This window comes from Methanoculleus sp. DTU007 (assembly GCF_001512385.1).
Classification (GTDB): domain Archaea; phylum Halobacteriota; class Methanomicrobia; order Methanomicrobiales; family Methanoculleaceae; genus Methanoculleus; species Methanoculleus thermophilus.
Genome location: NZ_LFRO01000033.1, coordinates 32807 through 46691, shown reverse-complemented (window position 1 = coordinate 46691; position 13885 = coordinate 32807). Strand labels below are relative to the sequence as shown.

General features: G+C 61.3%; 15 protein-coding genes and 1 pseudogene. 13 read left to right on the top strand and 3 right to left on the bottom strand.

Annotated features, from left to right (window positions below; all coding sequences use genetic code 11):
• The 3 genes and pseudogenes from ACI94_RS03840 to argH all read right to left on the bottom strand — a co-directional run.
• Positions 1 to 311 (bottom strand): annotated as a pseudogene (locus ACI94_RS03840) (Glu-tRNA(Gln) amidotransferase GatDE subunit E); the annotation flags it as partial.
• Positions 311 to 1540, bottom strand: coding sequence for a Glu-tRNA(Gln) amidotransferase subunit GatD (gene gatD / locus ACI94_RS03835; protein WP_066955120.1), 1230 nt, complete (start codon positions 1538 to 1540; stop codon positions 311 to 313). The gene gatD and the pseudogene ACI94_RS03840, both read right to left, overlap by 1 nt.
• Positions 1540 to 3018 (bottom strand): argininosuccinate lyase, encoded by a 1479-nt coding sequence (gene argH / locus ACI94_RS03830; RefSeq protein ID WP_273259149.1) that lies wholly within the window; start codon positions 3016 to 3018, stop codon positions 1540 to 1542. The genes gatD and argH overlap by 1 nt, the downstream gene beginning before the upstream one ends.
• A gap of 687 nt (positions 3019 to 3705) precedes the next feature.
• Here argH and ACI94_RS03825 point away from each other — a divergent pair.
• From ACI94_RS03825 to ACI94_RS03765, 13 genes are all read left to right on the top strand, one after another.
• Positions 3706 to 4686: an ABC transporter substrate-binding protein gene (locus ACI94_RS03825; RefSeq protein WP_066955114.1), complete on the top strand. Its 981-nt coding sequence runs from the start codon at positions 3706 to 3708 to the stop codon at positions 4684 to 4686.
• Positions 4687 to 4821: 135 nt separating this feature from the next.
• Positions 4822 to 5598 carry an ABC transporter permease gene (locus ACI94_RS03820; protein WP_066955111.1) on the top strand — a complete coding sequence of 259 codons (777 nt, stop codon included), beginning with the start codon at positions 4822 to 4824 and terminating at the stop codon, positions 5596 to 5598.
• 1 nt (position 5599) lies between these two features.
• Positions 5600 to 6361, top strand: coding sequence for an ABC transporter ATP-binding protein (locus tag ACI94_RS03815; RefSeq protein ID WP_066955108.1), 762 nt, complete (start codon positions 5600 to 5602; stop codon positions 6359 to 6361).
• A gap of 61 nt (positions 6362 to 6422) precedes the next feature.
• Complete coding sequence (locus tag ACI94_RS03810) at positions 6423 to 6935, top strand: 50S ribosomal protein L16 (protein WP_273259143.1); 513 nt, start codon at positions 6423 to 6425, stop codon at positions 6933 to 6935.
• 95 nt (positions 6936 to 7030) lie between these two features.
• Positions 7031 to 7867 carry a fumarate hydratase gene (locus ACI94_RS03805; RefSeq protein ID WP_083524729.1) on the top strand — a complete coding sequence of 279 codons (837 nt, stop codon included), beginning with the start codon at positions 7031 to 7033 and terminating at the stop codon, positions 7865 to 7867.
• Positions 7864 to 8409: a FumA C-terminus/TtdB family hydratase beta subunit gene (locus ACI94_RS03800; RefSeq protein WP_066955102.1), complete on the top strand. Its 546-nt coding sequence runs from the start codon at positions 7864 to 7866 to the stop codon at positions 8407 to 8409. Before ACI94_RS03805 ends, ACI94_RS03800 begins: the two co-directional genes overlap by 4 nt.
• An 11-nt stretch (positions 8410 to 8420) precedes the next feature.
• Complete coding sequence (locus ACI94_RS03795; protein WP_066955099.1) at positions 8421 to 8693, top strand: ferredoxin family protein; 273 nt, start codon at positions 8421 to 8423, stop codon at positions 8691 to 8693.
• A complete protein-coding gene (locus ACI94_RS03790; RefSeq protein WP_066955096.1) occupies positions 8690 to 9790 on the top strand; it encodes a 2-oxoacid:acceptor oxidoreductase subunit alpha in 1101 nt (366 codons plus the stop codon). The genes ACI94_RS03795 and ACI94_RS03790 overlap by 4 nt, the downstream gene beginning before the upstream one ends.
• The gene (locus tag ACI94_RS03785; protein WP_066955092.1) at positions 9787 to 10575 is read left to right on the top strand and encodes a thiamine pyrophosphate-dependent enzyme; all 789 of its coding nucleotides are present in this window, start codon (positions 9787 to 9789) and stop codon (positions 10573 to 10575) included. The genes ACI94_RS03790 and ACI94_RS03785 overlap by 4 nt, the downstream gene beginning before the upstream one ends.
• Positions 10572 to 11111, top strand: coding sequence for a 2-oxoacid:ferredoxin oxidoreductase subunit gamma (locus ACI94_RS03780; protein ID WP_066955089.1), 540 nt, complete (start codon positions 10572 to 10574; stop codon positions 11109 to 11111). The genes ACI94_RS03785 and ACI94_RS03780 overlap by 4 nt, the downstream gene beginning before the upstream one ends.
• Positions 11108 to 12193 carry a succinate--CoA ligase subunit beta gene (locus ACI94_RS03775; RefSeq protein ID WP_066955087.1) on the top strand — a complete coding sequence of 362 codons (1086 nt, stop codon included), beginning with the start codon at positions 11108 to 11110 and terminating at the stop codon, positions 12191 to 12193. The genes ACI94_RS03780 and ACI94_RS03775 overlap by 4 nt, the downstream gene beginning before the upstream one ends.
• Entirely contained in the window at positions 12190 to 13056 is an 867-nt protein-coding gene (gene sucD / locus ACI94_RS03770; protein ID WP_066955084.1) for a succinate--CoA ligase subunit alpha, read from the top strand. The genes ACI94_RS03775 and sucD overlap by 4 nt, the downstream gene beginning before the upstream one ends.
• On the top strand, positions 13053 to 13865 hold the full coding sequence (locus tag ACI94_RS03765) for a diadenylate cyclase (protein WP_066955081.1): 813 nt from the start codon (positions 13053 to 13055) through the stop codon (positions 13863 to 13865). The genes sucD and ACI94_RS03765 overlap by 4 nt, the downstream gene beginning before the upstream one ends.
• Positions 13866 to 13885 lie beyond the last annotated feature (20 nt).

Here is a 13885-nt window from a genome sequence, read left to right as displayed (position 1 = left end):
TTTGCTATTGTAAGACAGATCTCGAGCGCCTCGGGGTTCATCGGGGCCGGGGGCTCCTCGTCGTGCTCCACCAGGCAGACTGTATCGTAGGTGTAGTAGCAGAACTTCCGCACAAGCCGCATCTCCTCACGTGCCGCCTGGTCGATCTCTCCAAGTTCGCTCTCCGTCGCCCGGAGGTAACGGTAGAACTCCCCGGTCCGCTCGTCAATATCCCGCAGACACGTGGGGCAGCGGCAGAAGAGTTTCTCGGCCGTATCGAGTTGCTGGTGGATCTCGATACCGGCCTTGAGCCCGAGTTCTTTGTAGTCCATTATAGCGACCTCCGCCGGATCTCACCCGCAAGATCGGTCTGCATGAGCAGACGTGCCTTCTCAGGATCGTTCTCATTCCCGAGCACCCACATCAGTTTCACGAGCGCCGCTTCAGGGAGCATATCCTCCCCCTCAACGACGCCGATGGCAAGAAGGTCTCTGCCTGTGTTGTAGACACGGTCGCAGACCCGGCCGTGCAGGCACTGGGAGGTCATGACGACGGTCGTCCCGCCATCGATCATCTCCTGGAGCGGGGCAATCCACTCTGTCGAAACATGTCCTAGCCCGGTCCCCGATATGACCAGTCCCGCATAGCCCTCAAAGGCATCAAGGACCGCAGGAGGCATTCCGGGATAGAAGTGGAGGAGAGCGCAGCGCTCCTCGAGCGCATCGTGGATCTCGAGGTTTTCTGCACCCCGCCGGACCGCCTCGTCCGAGAGGGTGACTGAGAGGGACGGGTAGTCGACGTAGCCAAGCGGCTCCATCCCGATGCTCAGGAAGGCGTCGCGCCGGGAGGTGTGCATCTTTCTTACCCGCGTCGCCCGATGGACGGCGCAGCGGTCATCGCTCGTCGTTGCGTGCATCACCACCGCCACTTCACCGAGGTCGCCGGTAGCGACCGCAGCGCTGCAGAGGGCGTTCATGGCGTTGTCGGAACTCGGGCGGTCGGCGGACCGCTGCGACCCGACAAAGACGATCGGCACCGGAGTCTTGAGCATGAACCTGACCGCTGCGGCCGAGTAGGTCATGGTATCGGTACCGTGAGTGACGATCACCCCGGCGGCGCCGGCCCGGATCTCCTCATAGATTGCCCGGGCAAGATCCTGCCAGAGGGCGGGGCGCATGTTCTCGGAGAGGATGTTTGCAATCTGGCGATCGCGATAGCGGGCAAGATCGCCGAGTTCCGGGATCGCCCGCAGGATATCGTTTGCCGAGAACTGGCTCATCACCGCCCCGGTCCGGTAGTCCACCCTGCTTGCGATCGTCCCGCCGGTGGAGATGATGGCGAGCTCCGGAAGGCCCGGGTTCTGGATGACCACCCCGGCGCCTGCCGGCGGTTGCGGAGCGGGTCGTTCGATCAGTTCTAGTTTTTCGGGGGATACTCCAATATTGTAGCCGCTCTTCAGTTTGATGACGGCCATTCCATCTCGTTCGGCAATGTAGGTCCCGGTGATCGTGACCGCACCCTTCGCGTAGCGCACCAGGTCTCCAGTCAGAAGCGTCTCCATTATGCTGCAAACCTCCGTGATTCAAGGATCAGGTCTCTAAAGGCGTTTGATAACGCCGCGTCGGTCTCCTCCACCCATGCCGCGTCGCGGGCAAGAAGGTCTTTCTGCTCGGAGAGTTGCACCGCGACCGCTGCGGGCGCCGGACCGCCGGTGATGCTGCGCAGCGCGACGGCATGGCGTGGGTCGAGCACCGTGGTGATCTTCTCCTCGGTCACCCCCAGCTCCACGACCGAGATGCCGGCAGCCTCCCGGGCGGCGGCATCGAGCGTGGCCAGATCGAGCGAGCCATACCTGACCGCCCGCCCTACGATCCGGTGGGCGGTGCGGAAGGGCAGTCCATACTCACGGACGAGAAGATCCGCGAGATCCGTTGCGGTAGAAAAGCCTCTTCCCGCCTCGGCCGCCATCCGCTCCACATTGAAGGTCGCAGACCCGATCATACCAGAGAGGAGCGGGATGCTCTGCCGGGCGGCCTCCACTCCCCGCCAGAGGTGCGGGGTCAGTTCCTGGAGGTCGCGGTTGTAACTCATGGGGAGACCCTTTGTGATCGTGATCGCCGCGGCAAGCTCACCGGCAACCGTCCCGGCCTTCGCCCGCATGATCTCCGCCACATCCGGGTTCTTCTTCTGGGGCATGATCGAGGAGGAGGAGCAGTAGACGTCGTCGAGCTGGACGAACCCGACGAATGCAGTGCTCCAGAGGACAAGCTCCTCACAGAGGCGGCTCGCCGTCGTCATGCAGATGGCGGCATCGGAGAGCACCTCGATCGCAAAGTCACGAGTGGCAACCGCATCCATGCTGTTTGGCGCCGGGCGGGAGAAGCCGAGGAGCCTCGCGGTGTAGGCGCGGTCGAGCGGAAATCCGGTCGAGGCAAAGGCCGCGGAGCCGAGCGGCGATACATCCAACCGGGCGTATGCCTCCCGGAGCCGGGCCGTATCTCGCGAGAAAGCCTGCTCGTAGGCGAGAAGGTAGTGCGCCAGTGTCGTGGGCTGGGCGTGCTGGAGGTGGGTGAAGCCCGGCATCACCGTCTCGATATGGGCGGCGGCAACGTCGAGCAGGGTCCGCCGGAGTTCGGTGAGCGACCGCACGAGGGCGATGATCTCCTGTTTCAACCGAATCCGTATGCAGGTAGCGACTTCGTCGTTCCGCGACCTCCCCATGTGGAGGCGGCCGCCATAATCCTCCCCGACTCGGTCGATGAGGTAGGCCTCCTTGCCCGCGTGGACGTCCTCGAACTTCTCGTCGAACGCCTCCTTTGGGATACCATGATCGTGAAGATCGAGGAGCGCCGCCATCAGCGCCCGGGCCGGAGCCTCGTCGATGATCCCCTGCCGGCGAAGCCCGAGGAGGTGAGCCATATCCACGAGGAGATCCGCCTCTGCAATCCAGCGGTCGGCCTCCATCGATGCAAGGAAGTGCTCGATATCGCCCGAACGCTCGCCGGAGAGACGGCCCTGCCGAATCTGATCCGAACGCATTCTATCAACAATCCTGTCTGTACCGTTTGGCCGGAGAAGAGATTAAAACCACGCACGGGGTGAGGAAGGGGGGCGAGTGGAGGAGGGGCAGGTCCTCATCCGGGGGTGCGCAGTCCCGTGGCTGCGAACCTGATGGCATCTCTCAAGCGTTGAATCGTTTCAGCCGGCCGCATTTCGATAATGCGAGACCCATACAGGGGTTTTCACCGGTTTTTCATCTGGTGGTGCTTAAGCTCCGGTCCTTCGGACTATCGCAACTCGCACCCCCGGTGCTCGAACTCCGGTCCTTCGACCGTCGCACTCGAAAACCGCCATCCGTTCAGGACAACTTGAAACGTGCTGATACCTATATGGCTCCACCTGACACGGATTCCGTGGGGACATCACGCTTGGGGGTGGGGCTGACGGGGGGGAGCATCCCCCCTCCCCTGTCCCCTCCCCCCTATATTGTGATGCCCCCACGGTCCAGTGTATCGGGTTTTTCCCACCAGTTCCCGGCCCACGCCGGCAGCCAGCCATACGCAAGCATACCTCCCGACCGATTTCTACCACACAAATTGTCAACATAAGGAAAAATAAATTGCAGGATTTTCAACTATGGTATAATAATATTGTCAATTTTCGACAATACTATATACCCATAGCGTGAAGATTAGGCCATATACAGTTACTTTTAGGTGGAGACTCATGAGAGCAGTAACCGCAATTCTCCTGGCCGTGGCCCTGGTCGCGGCGTTCACGTTTGCTGCCGGGTGCACCGGAACCAGCGATGTAACGCACCTGCGCATCGGCTACCAGCCAAGCACCCACCAGGTCGCCCACACCACCGCGATGGAGAAGGGATGGTGGCAGGAAGACCTCGCGCCCTACGGTATCACGCAGGTGACCGACTACCAGTTCGGGACCGGTGCGCCCGAGATGCAGGCGATGCTTGCCGGCGACCTTGATATCGCCTACGTCGGCTCCGCCCCGTTCATCGCAGCCGTGAGCAGCGGACTTGATGCCAAGATCATTGCAGCGGTGCAGACCCAAGGGTCCGACCTCGTGCTCAGGAACGATGTGTCCTACTCGAGCCCTGCAGATCTCGTCGGCAAGAAGATAGCCACCTTCCCGCCGGGAACCATCCAGGACACCATCCTCCGGACCTGGCTTGAGGAGAACGGCGTCGACCCGGCAAGCGTCAACATCGTCCCCATGGACCCCGGCGCCGCAACCACCGCAATCTCCGCAGGCCAGGTCGACGGCGTCTTCCTTCCCCACCCGTCCCCATCCATCATCGCAGCGGAAGGCGTGGGAAGGACCGTCGTGCACTCGGGCGAGATGATGAAAGACCACGCCTGCTGTGTCCTCGTGGCGAGCGGTTCTCTGATCCGCGAGCACCCTGAGCTCGTCGAGCAGATCGTGAAGACGCACATCAGGGCGACGGAGTACAATTTTGAGCACCAGGACGAGGCCGCAGCCCTCTACTCGAACAAGACCGGTCAGAACGTCGAGACCGTGAAGGCATCCTTTGAGGAATGGGACGGCACCTGGACCGCTGATCCGAACGTCATTACTGAGTCGGTCGTCGAGTACACGAACCTCCAGTATGAACTTGGCTACATCAACAAACCCCTGACACAGGATGACCTCTTCGATCTCTCATTCTACGAGAAGGCTCAGGCGTAACTCCTAAACCCCACTCATTTTTACCGCCAAAAGTATCTTTTAGCGAGATGCTGATGAAATAAGGGAGAAACTCCCGGAGAGATGCGGCCCATACCACACCTTCCGACAGGAAAAATCAGGCAATGGAACAGAGACATGAACCTTAAAACAAAGAAACGAGTACTCGGCATTACAGCGCTCGTTGTGGCTGCAGTGATCTGGCAGATCGTCGCTGAATACGTCGTCGGCCGATCCTTCATCCTCCCGAGCGTCACCGACGTCGCCATCGCGTTCGTTGACCTCTTCGAGTCCGGAACCCTTCTTGCCGATATCACGGCAAGTCTTGAGCACTTTGGGATCGGACTTATTGCGGCGCTCCTCCTCGGCATCCCGATCGGGATCCTGATGGGATGGTTCAGAGTGGCGGACTTCCTGCTCGACCCGATCATCGAGATCCTCCGCCCAATCCCACCGCTCGCCTGGATCCCGTTCGCCATCATCTGGTTCGGGCTCACCACCCAGGCAGCAGGATTCGTCATCTTTGCCGGAGCGTTCTTCCCGATCTTGATCGCGACGTACTCCGCGTTCCGGAGCGTCCCGAAGGTCTACGTCGAGGCGGGCAAGGTGCTCGGGTGCGACACTTCACTAGAACTGATCCGTCATGTTGCCCTTCCCGCCGCCATCCCGGCTATCGTCTCCGGCATCAGAACCGCCATGGGCGTCGGGTGGATGTGTCTTGTCGCCGCCGAGATGTTCGGCGTCTCCGCGTATGGTCTCGGCTACCAGCTCTGGCATAACTACTACCTCCACCAGATGTCCGAAGTCGTCGCGTACATGCTGATCCTCGGCATCATAGGCCTTGTCATCGACCGGATCTTTAGAAACTACGTAGACCAGCGGCTCCTGCGCTGGCATGCCGGGGAGGTGGCCTAGAATGGGCGCGGTAAGTATAAAGGACGTCAACAAGGCATTCCCGAAGGAAGACGGCACAGCGACGCAGGCACTATCCGGCGTAAACCTCGAGATCCGCGACAAAGAGTTCGTCTGTCTGGTCGGCCCCTCGGGATGCGGAAAGACTACGCTTCTGCGGATCATCGCCGGGCTTGAGACGGCAACCTCCGGGAGCGTGACCGTTGACGGTCATCCGGTCATCGGCCCGGACCCAAAGCGGGGGATGGTCTTTCAGGAGTACTCCCTCTTTCCCTGGCGAAAGGTGATCGATAACGTCGCCTTCGGCCTTGAGATGAAGGGCATCGCAAAGGAAGAGCGCCATAGAATTGCGGAACACTACATCGAGATGGTCGGTCTTGCCCAGTTCCGGAACGCTTACCCCTATGAACTCTCCGGCGGGATGCGGCAACGGGTGGCGATCGCAAGAGCGCTCGCAAACGACCCCGACGTCCTCCTCATGGATGAGCCATTCGGGGCGCTGGACGCCCAGACACGCAACAGGATGCAGAAAGAACTCCTCTCCCTCTGGGAGCAGACGAAGAAGACAATCATCTTTGTCACGCACAGTGTCGACGAGGCGGTCTACCTATCCGACCGGATCGTCGTCCTCTCGCCCCGGCCCGGAACGGTTCGGGAGGTCATGGAGATACCCTGGTCACGGCCACGAGATCGCACCAACGCCGAGTTTGCAGAGGTCCGGCGACGGGTACTCAGAATGATCGACGAGACTGAAAACGGCCAGTAAGGTTTATTAGAGGAAATCCCCATTTTATAAAGCACCTATAGATCGGCAGGAGTTTTTAACCATGGTAAGAAAACCAGCGAAGATGTACAGGAACCTCGCAAAGAAAGCATATACACGCAGAGAATATATGGGCGGCGTACCGGGCAGCAAGGTCGTGCAGTTCGATATGGGCAACCTCAGCCAGGACTTCCCGGTCGAGCTCTCCGTCGTCGTCGACGAGGCCTGCCAGATACGCCACACGGCTCTTGAAGCTGCCCGTACCAGTATCAACAGGCAGCTCATGAAGGAAGTCGGGAGGGCAAACTATCACCTCAAGATCCGGACCTACCCGCACCATGTTCTCCGTGAGAACAAGCTGGCAACCGGCGCAGGTGCTGACCGTGTCTCGGAAGGCATGCGTCTCGCCTTCGGGAAGGCCGTCGGCACCGCAGCACGGGTTGAGAGGGGCCAGAAGGTCTTCACGGTCTGGACAACCCCACAGTATGCAGAGAAGGCAAAGATCTCCCTCAAACGTGGCATATATAAGATCCCGACTCCCGCAAGGATCGTCGAAGAGCGGACTGTGACTGCATAAAACCACAGCCGTTCTCGTCCTTTTTTTGAAACCCAATCCCCGAGTGCATACCTGCAGGAATACAGGTATTTATAGTCTCTTCCCACCAGTATTACATGATGCATCCGGAAACTGCGCGGCTTGCAGGAGCACTGGCAGACGCTACAGAGAGAGCATTGCGGGAGGCAGAGATCCGGCTCCCCCCCGATGTTCTCGCGGCGCTGAGAAAGGCCGCAGAAGCCGAGAGGAACGAGGTCGCACGGCAAGAGTTGGCCAATATTCTGGAGAATATCGCACTTGCAGAGGAACGGCAGGTGCCTATATGCCAGGATACCGGTGTGCCGGTGGTCTATCTCACCCTGCCACCCGACATCCCGCTCTCTCCGGATCTCTATCAGGGGGTCCGGGAGGGGGTGCGCCGGGCGACAGCCACAGTTCCGCTCCGTCCGAACGTCGTCGATCCCCTCTCCCGGGAGAACACCAACGACAACACCGGCGCGGGGATGCCGGCAATCCACGTGGCACCCGGTGATCGGTTCACGGTAACGGTCCTCCCGAAGGGCGCGGGATCCGAGAACGTCTCAAGGATCGGGATGCTCCTCCCCTCGCAGGTGGCGGAGATCAAGCGATTCGTCGCGGAGACGGTGCTCCTTGCAGGTGGGCGGCCCTGCCCCCCTGTGATCCTCGGCGTCGGGATCGGCGGGACGTTCGATCTGGCTGCAGCGCTCGCAAAGGAGGCCCTGCTCCTCCCGATCGACGTCATGGACGACTACGAGCAGGAACTCTGCGACGCGGTGAACGCCCTCGGGATCGGCCCGATGGGACTCGGTGGGGATACGACAGCGCTCGCGGTGAAGGTGAAACGGGCCGATTGCCACACCGCCTCCCTTCCGGTGGCGGTGAACGTGCAGTGCTGGGCCTGCCGACGGGCGACCGTGGAGGTGGAACGATGATAGACCTTACAACACCGCTCGGCGACGAAATCCTCTCGCTCCGGGCCGGCGATCAGGTCACCCTCTCGGGGACGATCTACACCGCCCGGGACGAGGCACACCTCCGTATGATAAAGGAAGGAATACCCTTCGATCCAGAGGGCGCCGCAATCTATCACTGCGGCCCGGTGGTGCAGGGCGATCGCCTCGTCGTTGCCGGGCCCACGACGTCCGCACGGATGAACGCGCTCACGGGGTTCCTCATCGATGCTGGTGTCCGGGCCCTCATCGGCAAAGGGGGAATGGGCCCAGAGGTGGTCGAGCAACTCCGGGGGCGCGCCGTCTACCTCGCGCTCACGGGAGGATGCGCCGCGCTCGCTGCCGCCCGGATGAGCCTATCCGGCGTCTATTTCGAAGACCTCGGGATGGCCGAGGCGGTCTGGGTCCTCAAAGCCGATCGCCTGCCGCTGACGGTCGGGATCGATGCCCACGGCGGCGACCTCTTCCACACCGTACATGAGAAAGCGAAAACACAATTTCACCAGCAATTCAATATCAAATAGGATACCGTCTCATGAAACTCGTCATCGATGAAAGCCGCTGTAAAGGATGCAACCTCTGCGTTCTGGTCTGCCCCTACAAGATCTTTCGGGAGGGAAAGGAACTCAACAGCCGGGGGATCGTCACCCCGGTCCTCGACCGACCCGAACGGTGCACGAACTGCAGGTTGCAGGCCCTCTACGGACGGATGCTCTGCGGCGTCTGCCACATGATCTGTCCCGACCAGGCAATCTCCTGGGTCGAGGAGAAGCCGTTTGAACCGCACCGCGTGGAGGTGGAGTTTTGAGCAGGACGGAGTTCATGCAGGGGAACGCCGCCTGCGCTGAAGGTGCACTCGCCGCCGGGTGCCGGTTCTTTGGCGGCTACCCGATCACGCCGTCGACCGAGATAGCCGAGATGATGGCACGGCGACTCCCCAAGGTCAACGGCGTCTTCATCTCCATGGAGGATGAGATCGCAAGCATCGCCGCGGTGATCGGCGCCGCCTGGACGGGTGTTCGCGCCATGACCGCGACAAGCGGTCCCGGGTTCTCGCTGATGATGGAGAATATCGGTTACGCCGTCATGACCGAGACGCCGTGCGTCATCGTCAACGTTCAGCGGGGCGGACCGAGCACCGGCCAGCCGACGCGGGCGGCGCAGGGGGATATGCTCCAGTGCCGGTTCGGTTCACACGGCGACTACAGCACCATTGCACTCACCCCGAACTCCGTGCAGGAGATGTTTGACCTGACCGTGAAGGCATTCGACCTTGCCGACCGGTTCAGAGTTCCCACCTTCCTGATGTCCGACGAGATTGTCGGCCATATGCGAGAGAGGGTGACCCTTCGCGATTCGGTCGAGATCGCTCCCCGTCGCCCGCTCGCAGAGGGCTGCCTCCCATACGAAGCAGACGATGACGGAATCCCGGGGTTCGCACCCTTCGGGTCGGGTCGAGCCATCCACGTGACCGGCCTCACCCACGATGAGCGGGGCTACCCGGACACGACCGACCCAGGTGCTCACGACCGCCTCGTCCGTCGGCTGGTTGCCAAGGTCGAGTCGGCACGCCACGAGATTGCCGACTACGAGGTAACAAACCCCGATGCAGAGACGGTCTTTGTCACCTACGGTCCCCCGTCTCGGACGGTCGAGCAGGTGATGCGCGACCGCCAGGACGACTCAATCGGCCACCTGCGGCTTCGGGTTGTCTGGCCGTTCCCGGAGCAGGCTCTCCAGAGATTCCCTAACGCCAAGGTCTTCCTGATGCCGGAGCTGAACATGGGCCAGATGGTGCGGGAGGTCCAGCGCCACGTAGACCAGCCGGTCATCTCCCTACCGAAGATCGGCGGCGAACTGCACACCCCTGCCGAACTCGTCCGGGCACTGGAGGTGCACCGATGATCGCGCCAGAGTGGTTGAGAGCTGACCGCCTCCCCCACATCTACTGCACCGGATGCGGCAACGGAACGGTCATCAACTGCACTCTTGCCGCAGTGGAGGAGATGGGATGGAAGCGCGACGAGACGATCTTCATCTCCGGGATTGGATGCTCATCCCGTGCTCCCGGCTACATCCTCTCCGACTCGCTCCACACCACCCACGGGCGGGCGCTCGCATTCGCCACCGGGGTGAAGATGGCAAAGCCGGACTTAAACGTCGTCGTCTTCACAGGAGACGGAGATCTTGCCGCCATCGGCGGGAACCACTTCATCCACGCCTGCCGCCGGAACGTGGACATGACAGTGGTCTGCATGAACAACCACATCTACGGCATGACCGGCGGACAGGGGAGCCCGACGACCCCAAGGGGAGCATACTCAACAACGACGCCCTACGGTATGAGTGAGCCGGCCTTTGACCTTGCTGAACTTGCCGTCGCCGCCGGCGCAAACTACGTCGCCCGCTGGACGTCCTATCACGTCAAGGAACTCACAAAGGCCATCGCCACCGGGATGCAGACCCCGGGGCTTTCGTTCATCGAGGTACGGACCCAGTGCCCGACGAACTACGGCCGTCACAACAAACTCCGGCGGGTCTCGGATATGATAGAGTACCTCCGGAGCCACGCGATGCTTGTCCAGAAGTACAACCGACTGGTTGCAGAGGGTAAGCCGATCCCGGACGGGACCTTCACCGTGGGAGAACTGGTCCGACGGAAGCGGCCGGCGATGGGGGTGAAACCGTGAGGCACGAAGTAAGGTTCTCGGGATATGGCGGTCAGGGGATCATCCTCTCAGCAGTCATTCTCGGGCGGGCGGCGGCGCTCTACGACAACAAGTATGCTGTCCAGACGCAGGTCTACGGCCCGGAGGCCCGGGGCGGGGCCTCGATGGGGCAGGTGGTGATCGACGACGACCCGATCCTCTATCCAGAGGTGACGGACCCCGATATCTACGTCATCATGTCCCAGCAGGGGTTTGAGAAGTACGGGGTTCGGGCAGGCAAGGATTCCGTCATGCTCCTCGATTCGGACCTGGTCCGGTCCCGCCCGGCCTCCCGTTACTATGAGATCCCGGCAACGACTGAGGCAAAGATGAATCTCGGTCGTGAGATCGTGGCGAATATCGTCATGATCGGGGCCCTCGTGGCGGCAACCGGAGTCGTAAGCAGAGAAGCAATCGAACGTGCGGTCCTTGACAGCGTCCCGAAAGGCACCGAGGAGTTGAACGTAAAAGCACTGAAACGAGGATTTGAACTTGGAGAGCGAGCGTGTAGATCATGAAGATGCTGGAGTACGAGGCAAAATCTATCTTTTCTAAGTATGGGGTGCCAGTCCCGAAGGGAATTCTCATTCGGACGGCGGAAGAGATCACGAAACATCTGCCGGAGTTCGGCGACGGCGTGGTGCTGAAGGCACAGGTGGACGTCGGCGGGCGGGGGAAGGCCGGTGGAGTCCTGATGGCCGATCGCACGACTGCGGTCGAGACCGCCCGGGAACTCTTCTCGCGAACGATCAAAGGAGTTCCGGTCAGGGAGATCCTTCTCGAGGAGCGGCTCCCCATCGAGCACGAGTATTACGTCAGCATTGCCATCGACCGGTCGAGCAAACAACCGGTGGTCCTCTTTGCCGATGCCGGCGGTGTGGAGATCGAGAATATGGCGCTGGCAGACGAGTCCGCCGTGAGGAAGATCGTCGTATCCCCACTCCTCCACGATATCCCTGCGTTTCTCATGCGAGAACTCCTTGGTGGCGCCCCTAAGGAACTCGCCCCCGTCATAAACAGCCTCTATCATGTATTCCAGGAGAAAGACGCCATGCTCGCAGAGATAAATCCGCTCGTGACGACACCGCGGGGAGTCTATGCGGCAGACGCGAAGTTGATCATCGACGACAACGCCCTTGCCCGCCAGGGGATTGAGATCAACCGCGACCTCTCCGAGCGCGAACGTGAGGCCGAGCAGCACGGCTTCTCCTACGTGGAACTCGACGGGACCATCGGGGTCATCGGGAACGGTGCCGGACTCACGATGTCGACGCTCGACCTCATCGAGTACTACCACGGCCGGGCGGCGAACTTCCTCGACGTCGGCGGCGGTGCCGACCAGGAGCGTGTGATGCATGCCGTCCGGCTCGTCGCGAGCATGCCGAAGGTGAAGGTGATCGTGGTCAACCTCCTTGGTGGCATCACCCGGTGTGACGAGGTGGCGAGAGGCATCATCGCCGCCGGCGTCGCACCACCGGTCATAGTCCGAATGGCCGGGACGAACGAGGAGGAAGGCCGGAAGTTGCTCGCGGAATGCGGCTACCGGATGCTTGAGAGCATGGATGCAGCCGTAAAGGCAGCGATGGAGGCCACACAATGATCTACGGGGACAAGAATCTCGGGGTGATCGTTCAGAACATCACCGGCAAACAGGGCACGTTCCACACGGAACTGATGAACGCCTATGCCCGCGAGGTCGGCGGACGGGGAGTCGTTGCGGGGGTTGCGCCCGGCAAGGCCGGTCGGGAGGTCCACGGCGCCCCGGTCTACAACACGGTAAAGGAGGCGCTCGCCGAGCACGACGCGACCGCAAGCGTCATCTTCGTTCCGGCGCCCGCCGCATGCGACGCGATCATGGAGGCGGCACACGCGGGGATTGAACTAGCCGTCGTCATCACCGAACATATCCCGGTCCACGACACGATGAAGGCCCTCGCCTACGCAAAACTCCACGACTGCACGGTCATCGGCCCGAACTGCCCGGGCCTCCTCTCGCCGGGGGAGTGTAAACTCGGGATCATGCCTGCCCATCTTGCCACCCGGGGAAGTGTCGGTGTCGTCTCCCGGAGCGGCACCCTCACCTACGAGGTCGTCGACGAACTCACCCGCGCCGGTATCGGCCAGAGCACGGTCGTCGGGATCGGGGGCGATCCGGTGATCGGCCAGACGTTTGTGGACGTCCTCGCACGGTTTGAGGAGGACCCGCAGACCAAAGCCGTCGTCGTCATCGGCGAGGTGGGAGGCAACCTGGAGGAGGAAGGTGTCCGGTCGACCGATCTCCCGGTCGTCGCTTATATCGCCGGTGTGAGCGCTCCTCCAGAGAAGAGGATGGGCCATGCGGGGGCGATCATCGAAGGGGGTGAGGGCGACGCGCGCTCCAAGGTGCGGCGGCTCTCGGCTCTCGGTGTCCCGGTCGCATCCCGGCCCTCAGAGATACCAGGCCTTATCCGTGAGATGTTATGAATGGCGATCTGATGCTTGCAACCGCCTGTGATGTGGCGGTAAAGATTGGCGCGCGGGCGGTCGTCTCATTCATCGAGCCGATCCCGGTCCTTGCGGAAACGCCCGAGATCCCGATCATCCAGGTGCAGGAACTCCAGCTCGACGTCCTAAAGGACCTTACCATGCACGACATCCTGGAGGTGAGCGAGCGGCATATGCTCGATGCCGCAGTCCACCTCTATCTCCGAAGAAACCTGGAGAGCGGCCTTGTCGTCGGTGCTTTTCCCTATGCTATCATCATCTACGATATAGAAGAAGGAAAGAACTTCATCAGCCTCAAGGACTTCACCGATATCGTCCCACGCGACGTCCTCCACGCAGCCCTCACACTGGCCCTCGAGATCGCGGTCGAAGGCCGTGAAGGACGGTCGATCGGGACCGCGTTCATCATAGGTGACCCCGAAGAGATCTTCAAGCACTCGCACCAGGCGATCCTCAATCCTTACCAGGGGCAGCCCGCAGCCCTCCGGGACATCAAGAACAGGAACAACTGGGAGAGCATCAAGGAATTTGCCCAACTCGACGGTGTCTTCGTCATCGACAAAAACGGCGAGGTGCGGGCGGCAGGACGCTATCTCGACGTCACCGGGCGGGGGATCTCCCTTCCGAGTGGTCTTGGGGGGCGGCACCGCGCAACCGCATCAATCACGCACGAGATCCCGGCCGTCGGCATCACGGTCTCGGAGAGCGGAGGCATGGTGCGTGTCTTTAGAGACGGCTCCTGCAAGATAGTCATCCGTTCCGACATCAGGGTTCGGAGCAATGGTTAGAAATGGTTATATGAATTGCA

Bases quoted from the DNA above. Each gene is read 5' to 3' on its own strand.
- ACI94_RS03800 (WP_066955102.1), top strand. From the start codon at position 7,864: ATGATAGACCTTACAACACCGCTCGGCGACGAAATCCTCTCGCTCCGG.
- gatD (WP_066955120.1), bottom strand. From the start codon at position 1,540: ATGGAGACGCTTCTGACTGGAGACCTGGTGCGCTACGCGAAGGGTGCG.
- ACI94_RS03820 (WP_066955111.1), top strand. From the start codon at position 4,822: ATGAACCTTAAAACAAAGAAACGAGTACTCGGCATTACAGCGCTCGTT.
- ACI94_RS03815 (WP_066955108.1), top strand. From the start codon at position 5,600: ATGGGCGCGGTAAGTATAAAGGACGTCAACAAGGCATTCCCGAAGGAA.
- argH (WP_273259149.1), bottom strand. From the start codon at position 3,018: ATGCGTTCGGATCAGATTCGGCAGGGCCGTCTCTCCGGCGAGCGTTCG.
- sucD (WP_066955084.1), top strand. From the start codon at position 12,190: ATGATCTACGGGGACAAGAATCTCGGGGTGATCGTTCAGAACATCACC.
- ACI94_RS03795 (WP_066955099.1), top strand. From the start codon at position 8,421: ATGAAACTCGTCATCGATGAAAGCCGCTGTAAAGGATGCAACCTCTGC.
- ACI94_RS03825 (WP_066955114.1), top strand. From the start codon at position 3,706: ATGAGAGCAGTAACCGCAATTCTCCTGGCCGTGGCCCTGGTCGCGGCG.
- ACI94_RS03810 (WP_273259143.1), top strand. From the start codon at position 6,423: ATGGTAAGAAAACCAGCGAAGATGTACAGGAACCTCGCAAAGAAAGCA.
- ACI94_RS03765 (WP_066955081.1), top strand. From the start codon at position 13,053: ATGAATGGCGATCTGATGCTTGCAACCGCCTGTGATGTGGCGGTAAAG.
- ACI94_RS03785 (WP_066955092.1), top strand. From the start codon at position 9,787: ATGATCGCGCCAGAGTGGTTGAGAGCTGACCGCCTCCCCCACATCTAC.
- ACI94_RS03805 (WP_083524729.1), top strand. From the start codon at position 7,031: ATGATGCATCCGGAAACTGCGCGGCTTGCAGGAGCACTGGCAGACGCT.
- ACI94_RS03775 (WP_066955087.1), top strand. From the start codon at position 11,108: ATGAAGATGCTGGAGTACGAGGCAAAATCTATCTTTTCTAAGTATGGG.